Source organism: Halorussus marinus (genome assembly GCF_004521895.1).
Classification (GTDB): Archaea; Halobacteriota; Halobacteria; order Halobacteriales; family Haladaptataceae; genus Halorussus; species Halorussus marinus.
On the sequence record NZ_SBIR01000001.1, the window covers coordinates 350,780 to 367,369 of the forward strand.

Consider the following 16,590-nt stretch of genomic DNA (forward strand, 5'->3'; position numbering starts at 1 on the left):
GACCCGTCTCGCGCGAACGGAGCAAACAAGTACCCCCGCCACACACGTTCGCACATGGTCAACCTCGTGCAGAACGTCCTGGACATGATCAGCCTGTTCACCGACGTGGCGCTCAACACGCCGGTCACGGCGCTGTTGCTGTTGGTCGGGTTCGTGTTCGTCGCCGGGTCGTCGCTGATGCTGGCGTACCTCGTCGCGGGCGCGGTCGTCGACCTCCTCACTCCCGAGTCGCTCGGTCGCAGGCCGCCCCAGCAAGGCTGATCGCGTCCGCCGGATCGGGACCGAGCGGCGACCCCGCGACGAAGCTGTCGGCGTAGGTCAACACCTCGGCGATCCTGTCTGCGACCCCGTCGACGGTCCCGGCGATGCAGAAGGCGTCGATCATCGCGGGGGTCACCGCCTCGAACGCCGCCGAGAACTCGCCTGCCGCCACTTTCTCGCCGATCGCCTCCGCGCGCTCGGCGTCGATGTCGTGACGCTCCAACACCGGCGGGGCCGCCCCGCCGACGATGAACGCGACCGGCGGCCGGGCGGCCTCGCGGGCGTCGTCGTCGTCTTCGGCGACGCTCACGCTGGCGTAGGCCGCGAAGTCGAACGCGCCGCGGTCGTCGGGCCGGTCGTCGAGGCCGGCCGCGACCTGCTCGTCGGCCCACGCGAAGTCCTTCGGGTGGGCGGCGTTGACCAGCACGCCGTCGGCGTGCTTGGCCGCCATCCGGATCATGTGTGGCCCCTGTGCGCCGACGTAGGCGGGGACGCGCCCGACGGCGTCCGGATAGTTCAGCGCGGCGTCGGTCGCCTCAAAGGTCCCGTCGTGGTCGACGCGCTCGCCGGCCCAGAGCTTCTGGGAGACCTTCATCGCTTCGAGCACGCGCCGGAGCGGCCGCTCGCGGTCGTAGCCGAGGTTCCGGAGGGTCGAGCGGTCGCCCGCGCCGAGTCCACAGACCGCCCGGCCGTCGCTGGCCTCGTCGAGGGTGGCGATCCGCGAGGCGAGGGTCACCGGGTGGGTCTCGTAGGGGTTGGCGACGCCCGGGCCCACCCGGACCTCGTCGGTGGCGGCCGCGATCCGGTCGAGCACGACGAACGGATCGCGGTTGTTGTAGTGACAGCTCGCGAACACGGTGTCGAACCCCTCGCGCTCGGCGGTCCGGCCGAGTTCGACGAGCTCCGAGATCGGGTGTTCGGGCGTGATCTCAATGCCCCGCAAACTCCCACCCCCTGAGCGCCTGGCGCACGAAGTCCCCGTCGACGTCGCGGTAGAGGTTCTCGCTCCCGCCGTGGTCGCCGAACTCCCAGTCGCGGACCACCGCGACCGGGAGGCCGTCGTCGCCCTCGCCGGTGACGAGGTTCGCGGCCGAGGCGAGTTCGTCGACGACCGACTCGACCGTGACCGCGAGTTCGTGGCCGTCGCGGTCGGTCTCCCCGCGCCAGTCCCGGGAGGCCGGCACGCCGTCCCACCCGATCGCGACCCCGCGCTGGCCGTGGCGGAACGGCCGCCCGCAGGTGTCGGTCACCACGACGCCGGGGTCTGCCCGGAGGGACTCCCGGATGCGGGCGGCGCTCTCGCTTGGGCGCTCGGGCAACAACAGCAGGTCGGCGTCGCCGCCGACGTTCGACCGGTCGATCCCGGCGTTGACCCCGATGTGGCCGAACTTCGTGGCGGTGAGCAGAAACGGCGCCTCCATCAGGAGCTCGGTGCTCTCTTCGAGGACGGCCTGTGCGAACCGGGGGTCTTTCTCGTCGCCGGAGATCGACGCGAGTCGGTCGGCGATCTCCCGGGCTCTGGGGCCGGCCGGAAAGTCCTCGAGGTCGGCGAGCCGCCCCTCCGCCTTCGAGACCACCGTGCTCGCCACTACCAGTACGTCGTCGTCCCGGAGGTCGGTCCGCTCCTCGACGAGGGCCGCGAGGTCGTCGCCCGGCCGGACCTCGGGCAGGCCCGGCACTGCGAACACGTCCATGACCGGACGTTGGGCCGTCGGCGATAAAAACCCGCCCGAAACGGGCAAGGCCTACCCCTCCCACGCCCTCGACCGGATTCGAGCCGTCCGCGACGCCGACGGCCGGGGCTCGTCGCGGACACCCAACGGTTCAAACCTCTCGGGGCCGAACGCCCGCGCATGGACGAGACCAGCGTCGTCACCTGCTTTCTCCGGAACCGCGGGGAAGTCCTCCTTCTCAAGCGCTCGGCCGAGGTCGGCTCGTACGCGGGATTGTGGGGCGGCGTCGCGGGCCACATCGAGGGCGAGTCCGACGATAGCGCGGACGCCGCGGCCCGCGAGGAGATCGCCGAGGAGACCGGGCTCCTCGACGCCTGCGAGCTCGCGCGGAGGGGCGTCACCTTCGAGTTCACCGACGAGGACATCGACACCCGGTGGGTCGTCCACCCGTACCTCTTCGACTGCGAGCGCCGCGACGTCGACCCCAACTGGGAGACGGCCGAGACCGAGTGGGCCCACCCCACCGAGATCCTGCGGCGCGAGACGGTCCCACAGCTCTGGACGTCGTACTCGCGGGTCGCTCCGACCGTCGATGCGGTCGCCGAGGACGCCGAACGCGGCTCGGCGATCCTCTCGGTCCGCGCGCTCGAAGTCCTGCGCGACCGTGCGGGGTCGTTCGCCGCGCGCGACTCGACGGACCTCGAAGCCGGCGGCTGGCCCGCGCTGGCCGCCATCGCCGAGCGACTGTGCGAGGCCCGACCGAGCATGGCGGCGGTCCCGAACCGCGTCGACCGCGCGATGGCGGCCGCGGCCGACGACCGGACGCCGGCGGCGCTCGAGGCGGCGGCCCGCGAGGGGATCGCCCGGGCGTTTCGGGTCGACGAGGACGCCGCCGCCCGCGCCGCCGAGGAGATTCGGGACGGGACGGCGCTCACCCTCTCTCGGTCGGGCACCGTCCGGGCGGCGCTCCCCGCGGCCGACCGCGTGTTCGTCGCCGAGTCGCGTCCCGCCCGCGAGGGGGTCGGCGTCGCGGAGGCGCTGGCCGGCGACGCCGAGGTCACCCTCCACACCGACGCCGCGGTCGCGTACGTGCTGGCGACCGAGTCGGTCGACGCCCTCGTGGTCGGAGCGGACGCGGTGTTGCCCGACGGGACGGTCGTCAACAAGACCGGCACGCGCGCGGCGGCGCTCGCGGCCGACCGGGAGGACGTTCCGGTGTACGCGGTCGCCTCGACCGACAAGGTCCGCACCGACGACGCCGTCCGGCTCGAGGACGGCGATCCGACCGCGGTCTACGACGGCGCCGTCGACGTCTCGGCGCTGAATCCGACGTTCGACGCGACGCCCGCCGACCTCGTCTCGGCGATTCTCACCGAGCGGGGCGCGCTGGCGCCAGCCGAGGTGTCGGCCGTCGCCGAGGAGCTCCGGGCGCTGTCGGCGTGGCGCGAGTGAGTTCGCGGGCGACGTCGACCGGGTCGCTCACCCGCTCCAGCCCCCGCCGACGTCGCCGCCGACGCGGTCGCGCCACGCGTCGAAGCGGTCCTCGCACTCGGGCGCCTCCGCGACGTGTGCGAGGAAGCCGGCGCCGGGCGACGCGAGCGCGTCGCCGCAGAACGGACAGCGGTTCGGGTCGTCCCAGGTTTCGCTCGTTGCCATAGCCGACACGGGGGCGACCAGACGTATGAATCCTTTCGACAAACACTATATTGAAATTCATGTGATTATATTACCCTAATATCCTTCGTCGAGATTATCGCATTCCGGATAGATCATCAGTTATGCTCCACAGTCTCCGAAAACGTCGGGAAACGATCGTTACAGTCGTCTCTATACGCCCTTATATTCTACAGCCAGAATTATAACAACCTTCTTATCCGCCGGCGCGCTGGACTCGCCTAATGGCAACGACCCATCCGACCACCGCCGAAACGTACCGCTGTCCCGAATGTCGCGGCGTCCTCTCGTTCGACGCCGGCTCGTGGGGCTGTACCGACTGTAGCTACGTCCCGCCCCACAGCGCCGACTGACCGACCGCTCTTTTCGACTCAATCGTCGCCGTTCGCGGCCGCCGGCCCCGCCCCGGGCGCGGCGGTGTCGCCGTACAGCGTCCGGGCCGCGAGCGCGCCGGCGACCCCGACGAGGCCGACGCACGCCAGATACTCGACCGTGAACCCGAACGCGGTCGCGAACGGGAGCGCTACCAGCGGGCCCAGCGTCGACCCGAGGTCGCCGAACACGTTGTAGACGCCCCCGAGCTTGCCGACGTCGTCGTCGGGGCTGATGTCGCCGAGATACGCGAGCAACGGCGGGTTCGTCCCGCCGACGCCGATCCCGATGAGCGCGACCCCGATCAGCGTCGATTCGAGCGTCTGGACCAGCGCGAGCACCGCGAACCCGGCGGCGAAGACGGCGAGCGCGGGGAGGCTGAGCGCCGCCCGGTTCGAGAGCCGGTCGGAGTAGCGCCCGACCACGAGCGTGGTCAGGCTCGATCCCAGCACGCTGACCGCCATCACGAGCCCGCTCGCGCCGACGCCCGACAGCGATCCGATGCCGATGCCGTACTCCTCGGCGTACAGCACGACGGTCGACAGCAACACCCCCGCGAACAGGAACCGGACGACGAAGTTGATCGCCCCGACGGTGAAGATGCGGCTGTCTGCGCCCACCAGCGCCGGGAGGTCTCGGAGACTGCTCGTGGCTGACACGTCGGCGTTGACGTCCGGGAGCACGAGCGCCGCGACGACCGCGGCGAACATGGCCGCGACGCCCGCGGTCAGGAACGCCTCGGTGTAGCCGAACGCGTCGGTGACCAGTCCCCCGACGACGAGCCCCGCCGGGAAGCCGAGGCTCTGGCCGCCCCGCATGTAGCCGACCCACTTGCCGCGGTTCTCGGGGGTCGTGATGTGGGTGATGGTGCTGAACGCCCCGACGAAGACGAACGCCGACCCGAGCCCCCACGTCGCCCGCGAGACGAGGAAGATGGTGGCGCTGTCGAGCGGGATCGGGCCGGGATTGAGCCCGAGCACGTAGCCGAACGGGACCAGCCCCTGGACGAAGAAGCCGAGGATCATCGGGCGTCTGGTCCCCATCCTGTCGAGAATCTGGCCCGCGGGGGTGTTGAACAGCAGTCGCGTGAACCGGTTGATCGAGAGGATGACGCCCACGAGGAACGGCGAGATGCCGATGATCGGACCGAGCGACGGGATTGTCGGGAACGCGACCCCGCCGCCGAGCCCGCCGAGGAACACGCCCGCGATGAGGCTCCCGACGACGTACGGGACGCTCGGGTCTTCGGCGCCGAACAGCCGGCTCATTCGGCCTCCCGGAGCCACGGAATCCAGTCGTGGACGACGAAGTCCCGCACGTCCTCGGCCACGTCGGCGTCCAGCGTGACCTGGTGGAGCCGCGCGCCGTTGATGGTCGCCAACAGCCACGTCGCGGTCCGGTCGGGGTCCACCGATCGGAACGTCCCGCGCTCGACGCCGTCCTCGATCACCGTCCGCACGGTGTCGGCGACGAAGCGGTAGTTGGTGGTGAGCTGTTCGCGGAAGGCGTCGTTGCGCGAGGCCTGAGCCCGAATCTCCAGCAGTGCGGTGTGAAACTCCCAGTGATCGGTCCCAGACCGGCCTTGGTGGGCGCCGAGCAACAGCGCGTCGACCAGCGCCACGAGGCGCTCCTCGGGGTCGTCGCCGGTCTCGGCCTCGACGGCGTCGAGGAACCGATCGAGCAGGAAGTCGAGGAACGCGACCAGCAGGTCCTCTTTGGTGTCGTAGTGGTAGTGCAACACGGCTTTGGTCTTGTCGAACTCGTCGGCGATGTCCTGCATCGTGAGGTCGGCGTACCCGTGCTCGCAGACCGCATCGTAGGTGGCCTCCATGATCGCGGTCCGTGTGTCGGGGGGCGCTCGGTCGTCGTCGCTCATACTGACTAGTTAGTTAACCCATCGTAGAAAGGTGTTCGCGTTCGCGCTCGCGGTCTGCGCGGTCGCTCCGCCGTCCGGTCGCCGGCCCACCGGTCCCGGCGCTCGCGTGCGCGGCGATCGGCCGTCTCTTCGGAGGGGCGTCGAGTCGCAAACGCGGTGAAAACGAGGCGGTCGGTACGCGAGCGGACGAACGCGGTCGTTCGAGGCGACGGCCGCGCTCGTCCGTCGGCCGACTCGTGGCGGGTTCACCTCGGTGGCGCTTCCGAACCGGGCCGCGCGATGACGGTCGCGGCCCGGACCACCGAGCGGCGGATGGTTCCGTCGGTTGCCGTGAGTCCGGTTCGATCAGACGGGACGCCGGACGGGTTCCGAACCGTGTGGCGGGTCACCTCCGTACCCAATCCGTTCGGCGCGTCCCTACAAAACCGTTTCTTCAAACACGGTAGTACACTCGGTGTTTGCTAGCAGTGTATGAACAATACAAGGAGAGACGAGCCCGATCGTCCAGCAATCGCTCGAAAGGCACCCGTATCGTAGTCCGAGGGGTCGCGCCGGGGCGTCGGGAGTCGGACGGGGGCGTCCGGCGCCGTCGGGGCCGCCGCGCGGGACAGCGGCTCGCACTGCGTGAGCCTTTTCACGTCGAGCGTTCTACTCGCTGTCGGCGGCAGTGACGAGGGTTACCCCCACCGAGCCCCTTGTGACGAGGCCTTTTCATCCGAGCCGCCTTCCGTGACCCGAAGCTTGAATCCCCGGTGGGGTCGATGAGTCGGTATGCACATCGAGCGACTCGGCGTCCACGACTCCGTCAGCGCGGTCTTCCCGCCCGAGCGACTCCGCGAGGAACTCTCCGGGGCGGTCGCCGACGTCCGGATCGTCGCCGACGCCGACGGGATCGCGGACTGCGACGCGGTTGTCACGTTCGCCCACACCGACGCTTTCCTCGACGCCGATCTCGAGTGGGTCCACTCGATTCAGGCCGGCGTCGATCGGTTCCCGTTCGACGCCTTCGAGGCGGCGGGCGTCGCGCTGACCAACAGCACGGGGATCCACGACGCCAGCGTCGGGGAGTTCGCCGTCGGGCTCATGCTGTCGTTCGCGCGCCGGCTCCACGCCTACGTCCGCGCCCAGCGCGATCAGGAGTGGGCCCACCCCGCGTGGGACGAGCCGTTCACGCTCGCCGGCGAGCACCTCTGTGTGGTCGGGCTCGGCACCCTCGGGCGGGGGATCGCCGAGCGCGCCGACGCCCTCGGTATGCGGGTCACGGGGGTCCGGCGATCGGGCGAGCCGACGCCCCACACCGAGGCCGTCTCCGCGCCCGAGGACCTCCGGGAGGCGATCGCCGACGCGACGTTCGTCGCGCTCGCGGTGCCCCTGACAGACGAGACCGAGGGACTGATCGGCCGCGAGGAGCTGGCGGCGATGCGCGAGGACGCCTACCTCCTCAACGTCGCCCGTGGACCGGTCGTCGTCGAGGACGAACTGATCGACGCGCTCCGGGACGGCGAGATCGCGGGCGCGGGCCTCGACGTGTTCGAGACCGAGCCCCTGCCCGAGGAGTCGCCGCTCTGGGACTTCGAGGAGGTCGTCGTCACGCCCCACCGGGCGGCCGCCACGCGGGACTACTCCCGGGACATCGCCGATCTGGTTGGCGAGAACCTCGAACGGGCCGCGGCCGGCCGGGAGCTGACGAACCGCGTCGTCTGACCGCCAGCGCCGACGCCCTCACTCCTCGGGGTCGCGGGTCGCGAGCAGTCCGGTCGCCATCAGCCGCCGCGTGATGATCACCAGCCCGTTCTTGAACCCCCGACCGAAGATGGCCTTCTCCTCGCGGCTCTCCTCCTCGAACGAGCTCAGCAGGATCGTGCTCTGGTCGACCAGCAACATCCGACCGATCGCCACTCCGCTCTCGGCGTCGGCGTGGAGCCACTCCAGCTCCGAACGGAAGATTTCGGCGTCGGGGACGCGCTCGGCCAGTTCCTCCCGCAGTGATTCGGTCACCGTCCCGATGAGGACGTCGACGCCGCGGGCGGCGGCGTCGGCCAGCGCCTCGACCGTCTCGTCGGTCGCGAGCGACTCCTCGCTGGCGATGAACACGACCTCGTTTTCGGCGTCTTCGAGCAACTGGAGGGTCCGGCTCGTGATCCCGCCGGTCCCCGACAGCGACCACACCTCGTGGGTCACCGGCTCGTCGCTGATCTCGGCCGGCTCGATCGTCTCCAACGCGTCTTGGAGTTCGTCGACGCGGGACTGGTACTGGCGACGGAGCGTCTGGGCGGCCTCCTCGAGGCTCACGGCCCGGTACTGGCGCGGGTTCGTGTGCTGTATCTCGACGAGTCCCTGCGCTTCTAGGACCCGTATCGCGTCGTAGACTCGGGTCCAGGGCACGTCGGTGATGTCGCTGATCTCTTTTGCCGTCGCCTTCTCCATCCGCGTCAGGGCGACGAAACACTTCGCTTCGTACTCTTTGAGGCCGAGTTGCTGGAGCAGTCCAGCGGCCTCCGCTTGTCTATCGGTTTCAGCCATAGTGTCCCAACCACCGGGGCTGTCCCGGAGATAGCGGATGTATACTCCCGTGACGTTTAGTCTTGTTCTTCTTTCGGGTTTTCGGCGGCTGGAACGGAGCGGACGGCCGATATCGGTCGTCCGACTCGTGTGACGGGCGTCGGAACTCGCCGAGAATAGATTAACTCAGTTAATCACACAAACTACATAGGTTCGCGGGCTGAATCGGTAATCAGCGCGCGGGTAGCAGTGTCCCAACCACCGCGTACCGCGCGCTACCTGCCACTCCGTGGCAGGTTTCTGCGGAGCGGCCTGAGCCCTGCCTGCGACGTCCGAGCGACCGCTACCACCGAGCGACGGCCTACGGGCGCGCCGGTCCGGTGGCGAGGACCCGTACGCCACATCTGTGTGAGTAATCGAGTAACAGTGCGAACGACGGTGTAGAGCGTGTTACGACGTCGATACAGGACTCGAGGTCGACGAAGCACGTTTGTGTACGAACGCGGAGTAAAACCACCTATTTGGGTCAGGGACTCCTCCGCGGACGAACGAGCAGTGATTCACCGCTCGGAGGGCGCACATGAGTAACGGCTCCGACCGCACAGAACGCGAACTGAGAGCGCTTGCCAGCCGGGAGCGGCGCGCGGTGCTCGAACACTTCGTCGCGACCGAGACGGCGGTCGCGGACATCGAAGTACTGTGCTGTAAGGTCGCCAGTGCGCGGGCCGACGGCGGCGGGGAGTCGCCGTCGACCGATCCTGCCAGAGTCGAACTCCACCACGTCCACCTGCCGACGCTGGCCGACTGCGATCTGGTCGAGTACGACTCCCGGTCGGGAACGGTGCGATACAAGGCCGACGAGGCGGTCGAGGAACTGCTGGCGGCGCTGGCGACGTTCGAGGCCGAACGGTGACACGATCGCGGGATAGAGCCGGCCGTCCGGGTCGGGCGAGCGACCGGCGCGCTCAGGAAAAGAACTTCAGCAGGTCGTCGCGCTTGTGCTCGTGGAGCTGGGTCTTCACGGCCTCGTTCAGCGCGTCGACGTTTCCGCGCTTCGCCGAGATGGGCGCGATCGTGTCCCGCCACTGCTTCCACGGCGGGTGGAGCCCGAGCCGGTCACAGAGCTCGTTCAGCCGCTCGTCGTCGTCGTCGACCTTGTCCATCTTGTTGACCGCGACGACGACCGGGATCCCGACGTCCCGGAGGAAGTAGAACATCTCGACGTCGTAAGGCACCTCCTCGCCGCCCGAGTGGCGGTCGATGATGTCGACGGCGCTCTTGGCGTCGACCACGAGCACCCCGACCAGAATCTCGTCGGCGTTGTCCTCGACGTACCGGACGATGTCGGTCTTGATCTCCTCGCGGCGCTCCTCGGAGACCCCCGACATGAACCCGAACCCCGGGAGGTCGGTGAGCACGAAGTCCTCGCTGGCCCAGTCGTAGTGGTTCGGCGAGCGGGTCACCCCCGGCTTGCCGCCCGTGTCGAAGCTGTGACCGGTCAGCTCGCGCATCAGTGTCGACTTGCCGACGTTCGACCGCCCGACGAAGACCACCTCGGCTCCCCGGTCCGGTCGGCTCTCGAACATACCTTCGCTTCGGGTCGGCGAGGTTTAACGGGCGCGGTTCCCGCGGAAGGCGTCCCCGATCGGACGGTCCTCGCGGACGCTGAGCCGGCGCCCGTGAACGGACGTTCCGGCCGCGAACGGTCGGCCGAGCCCCGTTCGATCGCTTTCCGGGCTTATTTATCGACGCCGTGCCACCTGTGGGTATGCGGCTCGTACAGGTCTCGATCCCCGCCGGCAAGCGCGATACGGTCATCGAGGTCCTCGACGACGAAGGCGTCGACTACATGCTGACCGACGAGACCAGCGGCCGGGAGTACACCGACATCGCGTACTTCCCCCTGCCGACCAAGGCGGTCCAGCCGATCCTCGACGAGCTCCGGGACGCGGGACTCGGCGACGACGCCCACGCGGTCATCATCGACGCCGAGACCGACACGTCTCGTCGTTACGAGCAGCTCGAAGCGAAGTTCGACGAGCAGAACGACGAGACCGAACGCATCGCCCGCGAGGAGATGCGGACGACGGCCCACGAAATGTCCCCGGAGTTCACCACGTTCGTCGCGATGACGATCATCAGCGCGGTGGTCGCGGCCGCCGGCCTCCTGCTCGATTCGCCGGCGGTCGTGGTGGGGTCGATGGTGATCGCGCCGCTCATCGGCCCGGCGATGGAGACCAGCGTCGGGACGGTGCTGGGCGACCGCGAGCTGTTCCGGGGCGGGCTGAAGCTCCAGATCATCGGCGGCGTCCTCACCATCGCGAGCGCGAGCGCCTTCGCGCTCGCGGTCAAGGTGGGGTTTCTGGTTCCGCCGGGAACCGACGTCACCGCCATCTCCCAGATCAGCGGCCGGCTCACCCCCGATTTCCTCTCGCTGGTGGTCGCGCTCGGGGCGGGCGCCGCGGGCGCGCTCAGCATCGCGTCGGGCGTCTCGGTCGCGCTTGTCGGGGTCATGATCGCCGCGGCGCTGGTGCCGCCGGCCGCCGCGGTCGGCATCTCGCTCGCGTGGGGTCACCCGATGGCCGCGATCAGCTCGGCGGTCCTCGTGCTCGTGAACATCCTCTCGATCAACCTCTCGGGGCTGGTCGTGCTCTGGTACATGGGCTACCGGCCGAAAAACTGGTTCGAGCTCGACGAGACCCGGTCGGCGCTTGCCAAGCGCGCCGGGGTCCTCCTCGCGGCCATCCTCGTGCTCTCGGTGTTCCTCGGGGGCGTGACCTACACCACCGTCCAGTCGGCCGGGTTCCAGCAGGACGCCCGCGAAGACGTCGCGGCGGTCCTCAACGACACCGAGGGCGCCCAGTTGCTCGACGTCGCGTTCGAGACCGCCGGGACGCCCCCGTTCACCAGCCACCAGCGCGTGGTGGTCACGGTCGGCCGGCCCGCGGACGCCGCGTATCCGGGACTCGCCGACCGGCTCAGCCGGCGGATCAACGAGAGCGCACGAACCCCCGTCGAGGTGCAGGTCCGCTACGTCGAGACCGACACCGCCGGCGCGTAGCGCCCGGCGGTCCGACACGAGCCTATTTGGGCGGCGGTGTCGTACCCGTTGGAGATGTTCAGGGGAGCACTCACGGCGGTGGGGGTCGCCGCGCTCGTGGCGGTCGCCGGGTTCGCCGGCGCCGTCGGCCCCGCCGCGACGAACGCACAGCAAGCAGACGGCCCGACCATCGACGTCGCGGCTTCGGGGCAGGCGCAGGCCGACCCCGATCGGGCCATCCTGCGGGTCGCGGTCGTCGCGACCGGCGACGACGCGAACGCGGTCCGCGAGCGCCTCGGGGCCAACGCCTCGCGGCTCCGGGCCGCGCTGGCGGAGAACGGCGTTCCGGACGATCGCGTTCGGACGGTCGCGTACACCGTCGACCGGCGATACGACCGCGAGACGACGACCGACCGGCCGCGGGGCTTCGAGGGGGTCCACGCCTTCGAGGTGACGCTCGCGAACGTCTCGCGGGCCGGCGAGATCGTCGACGTCGCGGTCACGAACGGCGCCGACCGGGTCGATAGCGTCGAACTCACGCTCTCTCCCGACCGGCGTCGGGCGGTCCGGGCCGGCGCGCTACGGGACGCGATGGCCAACGCCCGGAGCGACGCCGAGGTGCTCGCCGAGAGCGCGGGTCTCTCGATCGCGGGCGTCCACACCGTCTCGACCGGCGACGCGAGCGTTCAGCCGTTCCGGACGGAGGCCTTCGACGCCGACGCGGGCGGCGAGGCCGCGACCGACATCGACGCCGGGCCGGTGACCGTCTCCGCGCAGGTGGCGGTGACTTACAACGGGACCGACGCGTGATCGCCGAAACATCTTCCAAAATTGACTTTACCGGCCGGTGATCACCTCGGGGTATGGTCGGTCCCCCATCCGCGACGTCCGATCTCCGCCCGTGGCATCGCCTCCTCGAGCACTACACGCCCGACGGGAGGCTCGGTCGCCTCCTGCTGGCGGCGCTCGCGGGAGGGGTCGGCGCCGCGTCGCTGTTGCTGGCGATCTGGTCCGCGGCGGCGTCGGTCGTTCTCTGGCCGCTCGTCGCGCTCGCGGCGACTGCGGCCGGACTCGGCGGCGTGGCGCTCGCGCTGATCGTCCTCTGGCCGGTCTACCTCTCGCTGATCGGCAACGTCGAGTCGGCGAGCGCGTACGCCGAGACGGGCGGGGCGGCGCCGTCGAGTGTCGCCGAACCGTCCGACCCCGACGACGCGGTCGCGCTGTTGAAGCGCCGGTACGCGGCCGGCGAGATCTCGGAGACTGAGTTCGAGAGCCGCCTCGACGACCTGCTCGGGGTCGACGCCGCGCTCGCGGCCTCCCGGTCGGCCGAGCGCCGCGACGCCGAACGTCCCGACCGCGACGCCGAGCGCAACTGAACGGTCGCGTCGAACGCTCGCGCCGGCCTGAACGCTTTTGCGGCGCTACGGCGTTGATTCCCTGTGCGCCTGATACACGTCCTGGTCTCGGACGAGCAGCGCGACCCGGTGTTGAGCGCGCTCGACGACAGGAACGTCACCTACGTCGTCCTCGACGCCGAGGACGGCGGGGAGGGCGACCTGCTCGTCGAGTTCCCGCTTCCGAACGACGGCACGGGCGACGTGATGGACGCCCTCGGGGAGGCCGGTCTCGACGAGACGGCCTACACCGTGGTCGGCACGGCCGAGACCGCGACCACCGCGACCATGGCGGCGCTGGAGGACCGGTACTCCGGGGACTTCGACCCGCTCACCCGGCAGGCGCTCCGGTCGAAGGCGAAGGACATGTCCCACGACCTCCGGTCGTTCGTCTGGATGATCCTCCTGAGCGCGATCATCGCCACCGCCGGGCTGTTGGTCAACTCCCCGGCGGTCGTGGTGGGGTCGATGGTGATCGCGCCGATGGTCGGGCCCGTGCTCACCGCGAGCGTCGGGACGGTCACGGGCGACCGGGAGATGCTCGCCGACAGCGTCCGGCTTCAGGTGATCGGGCTCGTGGTCGCGGTGGTCACCGCGACCGCGTTCAGCTACGTTCTCAGGACGTTCAGTTTCGTGCCGATGCTGGAGATCAGCGCAATCGGCCAGATCAGCTCCCGGGTCGCGCCCAGTCTCCTCACGGTCGCGGTCGGCCTCGCCTCGGGGAGCGCCGCGGCGTTCGGGCTCACCACCAAGGGACCGACCTCGCTCATCGGCGTGATGATCGCGGCGGCGCTCATCCCCGCGGCGGGGACCGCCGGCATCGCGGTCGTCTGGGGGTATCCGACGATCGCGGTCGGGTCGCTGTTGTTGCTCGCGGTCTCGCTGGTCGCGATCAACGTCTCGTCGCTCGCCACGCTCTGGTATCTGGGCTATCGCCCCCGGCGGTCGGACTCCGGGCTGTTGACGTTCGAGAACGGCCGCCGGATCGCGACGTTCGCGGTCGGGGCGGTCGCGATCGCGCTCGTCGTCGGCGCCGCCGTGGTCGGGACCTACCAGCAGGTCGGCTACGAGCGTGCGATCAATCAGGAGATCGAGTCGGTGCTCGACGATCCCGAGTACGCCAACCTCACGCTGGTCCAGACCAGCATCGAGTACGGGTTCGTCGGCGAGCTGTTCGGCCCCGAGACCGTCACCGTCACGATCAGTCGGACCGCCGACGGGGAGTTCCCCGACCTCGCCGACCGCCTCCAGCGCCGGATCGTCGACCGGACGGGCCAGCGGCCCGCGCTCCGGGTCACCTTCGTGGACTACGAGGTCGCCGAGGCGTCGCCGGGGTGACCGGCGGCGCTCACTCCTCGAACGGGAGTTCGGGCTCGTAGCCGACCGCCTCGACCGCGGCGTCGAGCGTCTCCTCGACGTTGTCGCCGGTCTCGACGCTCATGTAGGCGTCGGCCTCCACGCCCGTCGAGAGGTCGGACTTGTTGCAGACGGTGAGCACGGGGACGTCGCCGAACTGCTCGGCCAGCGCGTCCCGGAGTTCGAGCTGGGCGTCGAGGGGGTAGCCGCAGTAGCCGCTTGCGTCCACCACGAACAGGACGGCGTCGGCGAGGTGTTCGAGCGCCGAGACCGCCTGATTCTCGATGTCGTTGCGCTCGTCGGCCGGCCGGTCGAGCAGGCCCGGCGTGTCGACGATCTGGTACCGGATGCGATCGCGGTCGAAGTGGCCGACGTGGACGCCCTTGGTCGTGAACGGGTACTCCGCGATCTCGTTGCGGGCGTTGGTGACGTCGTTGACGAACGAGGACTTGCCCACGTTGGGGTAGCCCGCGACCACGACGGTCGGCTCGTCGGGGTCGATCTCGGGGAGGTCCCGGAGGGCGTTGCGCGCCTCGCCTACCCGTTCGAGGTCCGCCTCGACCTCCTCGACGACCGATGCGAGCCGGGCGAACCCCTGCTTGCGGAGCTTGCGGTCGGTTTCGAGGTCGCCGGTGAGCCGGCCCTGATACTCCCGGCCGATCTCTTTGGTCTTGTGGCTGGCCCACTGGACCTCCGAGAGGCTCTGGCGGAGTTCGTTCACGTCGACGATCGCGTCGGCGAGTTCGTAGTAGAACGGATCGACCTCGCGGAAATCGGGCCACTCGGTCGCGACGTTGCCCAGATTGTCGCTCAGGACGTTCGACGCCGTCTGGAGCATCGACTGCTGGGCCTGAGTGCCGCTCTTGGCCCGTCCCGCACGCGCCGCCCGCGAGAACGCCTGGTCGATGAGTTCCTCCGACGTGGGCGTCGTCGGAAGGGATTCGAAAATCATGGACGTACGTAGCTCTCGCGGGCTTAAAAGGGCGTTCATACCGACGGCCGGCGCGCGATCACCCATCCCTAAGTACCACGGACTACTACCACAAGCTAATGAGCGACACCTCGACTCAGTTCACCCGACGACCGGCCCCGGTCTCGAAGCCAGCCGTCCTCACCGTCGCGGGGAGCGACTCGGGCGGCGGCGCCGGGATTCAGGCGGACCTGAAGACGATCGAGGCCCACGGCGGGTTCGGCGCGAGCGCGGTCACGGCGGTCACGGCCCAGCACACCCGCGGCGTCGAGTCGACCCACGTCCTGCCCGCCCGAGAGGTCGGGGCCCAGTTCGACGCGGTCGCCGCGGACCTCGACGTGCGGGCCGCCAAGACCGGCATGCTCGCCACGGCCGAGAACGTCCGGACGGTGGCCGACCGGGCGGCGACCGCCGACTTCCCGGTCGTCGTCGACCCCGTGATGGTGGCGGCCTCGGGCGACCGCCTGCTCGATCCCGACGCCGAGGACGCCTACGAGGGTCTCCTCGCCGAGGCCGCGCTGGTGACGCCCAACGCCGAGGAGGCCCGAGTCCTCACCGGCATCGCGGTCGAGGACGCCGACTCCGCCGCCGCGGCGGGCGAGGCGCTCGTCGAGATGGGTGCGGACGCGGCGCTCCTCACGGGCGGGCACGTCTCGGGCGAGACGGTTCGGGACACGCTGGTCACGCCCGACCGGACCCGCACCGTCGACCACCCGCGGGTCGAGACCGACGCGACCCACGGCTCGGGGTGTGCGCTCTCGGCCGCGATCGCCGCCCGACTCGCGCTCGGCGACGACCTCCCCGCCGCGGTCGAGGCCGGCGTCGAGTTCGTCGCGCGCGCGGTCCGTTACAACCTCGACGTCGGCGAGGGGCCGGGTGCGGTCCATCACACGGTCGGACTCCGGAACCGCGCCGCCCGCGAACCCGCCGCGGAGGCCGTCAGCGAGGTCGTCGGGCGACTCGTCGAGGCGGACGTCTCGGCGGTCGTTCCCGAAGTGGGGACGAACGTCGTCGGCGCGACCCCCTACGCCGAATCGGTCGGCGAGACCGCGGCCGTCGAGGGCCGGATCACCCGGACGCTCTCGGGCGTTCGGCCCACCCGCGGGGTGCGGTTCGGCGCGTCGAGCCACGTCGCGCGATTCCTGCTGGCCGCCCGGGAGTTCGACCCCGAACTCCGATTTGCCGCCAACTGCCGGTTCGACGCCGACGTGGAGGCCGCGCTCGACGCCCTCGGCTGGCCGGTCGCCGAGTACGACCGCGACGCCGAGCCCGACGCCGTGAAAGAACGGGAGGGGTCGACGATGCAGTGGGGCGCGCGTCGGGCCTTCGAGGCGGCCGCGGGCACGCCGGTCGCGGTCGTGGACCGCGGCGAGGTCGGCAAGGAGGCGATGACGAAACTGGTCGCGTCCGATCCCGCCACGCTGGCCGACCGCGTCGTGGGGCTCGCCGAGGCGGTCGCGGGCGAGTAGCCG

At 70.2% G+C, this 16,590-nt stretch carries 18 protein-coding genes; 10 read left to right on the forward strand and 8 right to left on the reverse strand.

From position 1 onward, the window contains the following. Window positions 1–54: 54 nt before the first annotated feature. A complete protein-coding gene (locus EPL04_RS01680) occupies window positions 55–261 on the forward strand; it encodes a hypothetical protein (protein ID WP_134668809.1) in 207 nt (68 codons plus the stop codon). Here the strand turns inward: EPL04_RS01680 and EPL04_RS01685 are convergent. Beyond that, window positions 218–1,204 carry a 5,10-methylenetetrahydromethanopterin reductase gene (locus tag EPL04_RS01685; RefSeq protein ID WP_134668811.1) on the reverse strand — a complete coding sequence of 329 codons (987 nt, stop codon included), beginning with the start codon at window positions 1,202–1,204 and terminating at the stop codon, window positions 218–220. The genes EPL04_RS01680 and EPL04_RS01685 overlap by 44 nt on opposite strands. Next, entirely contained in the window at window positions 1,191–1,955 is a 765-nt protein-coding gene (locus tag EPL04_RS01690) for a coenzyme F420-0:L-glutamate ligase (protein ID WP_134668813.1), read from the reverse strand. The genes EPL04_RS01685 and EPL04_RS01690 overlap by 14 nt, the downstream gene beginning before the upstream one ends. A 159-nt stretch (window positions 1,956–2,114) precedes the next feature. Here EPL04_RS01690 and EPL04_RS01695 point away from each other — a divergent pair, with 159 nt between their 5' ends. Continuing rightward, window positions 2,115–3,386, forward strand: a complete 1,272-nt coding sequence (locus tag EPL04_RS01695; protein ID WP_134668815.1) for an NUDIX domain-containing protein — start codon at window positions 2,115–2,117, stop codon at window positions 3,384–3,386. 27 nt (window positions 3,387–3,413) lie between these two features. On the opposite strand, the gene EPL04_RS18565 is transcribed toward EPL04_RS01695, so the two are convergent. Then, window positions 3,414–3,590, reverse strand: a complete 177-nt coding sequence (locus EPL04_RS18565) for a DUF7501 family protein (protein ID WP_167599392.1) — start codon at window positions 3,588–3,590, stop codon at window positions 3,414–3,416. Window positions 3,591–3,832: 242 nt separating this feature from the next. Between EPL04_RS18565 and EPL04_RS19290 the strand changes: the two genes are divergently transcribed. Continuing rightward, on the forward strand, window positions 3,833–3,961 hold the full coding sequence (locus tag EPL04_RS19290) for a hypothetical protein (protein WP_280633717.1): 129 nt from the start codon (window positions 3,833–3,835) through the stop codon (window positions 3,959–3,961). An 18-nt stretch (window positions 3,962–3,979) separates the two neighbouring features. Here EPL04_RS19290 and EPL04_RS01700 read toward each other — a convergent pair whose 3' ends face one another. Then, the gene (locus EPL04_RS01700; RefSeq protein WP_134668817.1) at window positions 3,980–5,248 is read right to left on the reverse strand and encodes an MFS transporter; all 1,269 of its coding nucleotides are present in this window, start codon (window positions 5,246–5,248) and stop codon (window positions 3,980–3,982) included. Beyond that, complete coding sequence (locus tag EPL04_RS01705) at window positions 5,245–5,856, reverse strand: TetR/AcrR family transcriptional regulator (RefSeq protein ID WP_134668819.1); 612 nt, start codon at window positions 5,854–5,856, stop codon at window positions 5,245–5,247. Before EPL04_RS01705 ends, EPL04_RS01700 begins: the two co-directional genes overlap by 4 nt. 771 nt (window positions 5,857–6,627) lie before the next feature. Here EPL04_RS01705 and ddh point away from each other — a divergent pair. Further along, on the forward strand, window positions 6,628–7,560 hold the full coding sequence (gene ddh / locus EPL04_RS01710; RefSeq protein ID WP_134668821.1) for a D-2-hydroxyacid dehydrogenase: 933 nt from the start codon (window positions 6,628–6,630) through the stop codon (window positions 7,558–7,560). A gap of 18 nt (window positions 7,561–7,578) precedes the next feature. On the opposite strand, the gene EPL04_RS01715 is transcribed toward ddh, so the two are convergent. Further along, window positions 7,579–8,379, reverse strand: coding sequence for a TrmB family transcriptional regulator (locus EPL04_RS01715; protein ID WP_134668823.1), 801 nt, complete (start codon window positions 8,377–8,379; stop codon window positions 7,579–7,581). A gap of 559 nt (window positions 8,380–8,938) precedes the next feature. Between EPL04_RS01715 and EPL04_RS01720 the strand changes: the two genes are divergently transcribed. Next, window positions 8,939–9,271 carry a DUF7344 domain-containing protein gene (locus tag EPL04_RS01720; protein ID WP_134668824.1) on the forward strand — a complete coding sequence of 111 codons (333 nt, stop codon included), beginning with the start codon at window positions 8,939–8,941 and terminating at the stop codon, window positions 9,269–9,271. 52 nt (window positions 9,272–9,323) lie between these two features. Here the strand turns inward: EPL04_RS01720 and engB are convergent, their stop codons facing one another. Beyond that, the gene (gene engB, locus EPL04_RS01725) at window positions 9,324–9,944 is read right to left on the reverse strand and encodes a GTP-binding protein EngB (RefSeq protein WP_134668826.1); all 621 of its coding nucleotides are present in this window, start codon (window positions 9,942–9,944) and stop codon (window positions 9,324–9,326) included. A 182-nt stretch (window positions 9,945–10,126) separates the two neighbouring features. Between engB and EPL04_RS01730 the strand changes: the two genes are divergently transcribed. The 4 genes from EPL04_RS01730 to EPL04_RS01745 all read left to right on the forward strand — a co-directional run bounded on the left by EPL04_RS01730 (window position 10,127) and on the right by EPL04_RS01745 (window position 14,130). Continuing rightward, window positions 10,127–11,419 carry a TIGR00341 family protein gene (locus tag EPL04_RS01730; protein WP_134668828.1) on the forward strand — a complete coding sequence of 431 codons (1,293 nt, stop codon included), beginning with the start codon at window positions 10,127–10,129 and terminating at the stop codon, window positions 11,417–11,419. Window positions 11,420–11,473: 54 nt separating this feature from the next. Beyond that, on the forward strand, window positions 11,474–12,208 hold the full coding sequence (locus tag EPL04_RS01735) for an SIMPL domain-containing protein (RefSeq protein WP_134668830.1): 735 nt from the start codon (window positions 11,474–11,476) through the stop codon (window positions 12,206–12,208). A gap of 53 nt (window positions 12,209–12,261) precedes the next feature. Beyond that, window positions 12,262–12,774, forward strand: a complete 513-nt coding sequence (locus EPL04_RS01740; protein ID WP_134668832.1) for an SHOCT domain-containing protein — start codon at window positions 12,262–12,264, stop codon at window positions 12,772–12,774. A gap of 63 nt (window positions 12,775–12,837) precedes the next feature. Further along, window positions 12,838–14,130 (forward strand): TIGR00341 family protein, encoded by a 1,293-nt coding sequence (locus tag EPL04_RS01745; RefSeq protein WP_134668834.1) that lies wholly within the window; start codon window positions 12,838–12,840, stop codon window positions 14,128–14,130. A gap of 10 nt (window positions 14,131–14,140) precedes the next feature. On the opposite strand, the gene EPL04_RS01750 is transcribed toward EPL04_RS01745, so the two are convergent. Beyond that, window positions 14,141–15,100: an NOG1 family protein gene (locus EPL04_RS01750; RefSeq protein WP_134668836.1), complete on the reverse strand. Its 960-nt coding sequence runs from the start codon at window positions 15,098–15,100 to the stop codon at window positions 14,141–14,143. 98 nt (window positions 15,101–15,198) lie between these two features. Between EPL04_RS01750 and thiD the strand changes: the two genes are divergently transcribed. Further along, a complete protein-coding gene (gene thiD / locus EPL04_RS01755) occupies window positions 15,199–16,587 on the forward strand; it encodes a bifunctional hydroxymethylpyrimidine kinase/phosphomethylpyrimidine kinase (RefSeq protein WP_134668838.1) in 1,389 nt (462 codons plus the stop codon). Window positions 16,588–16,590 lie beyond the last annotated feature (3 nt).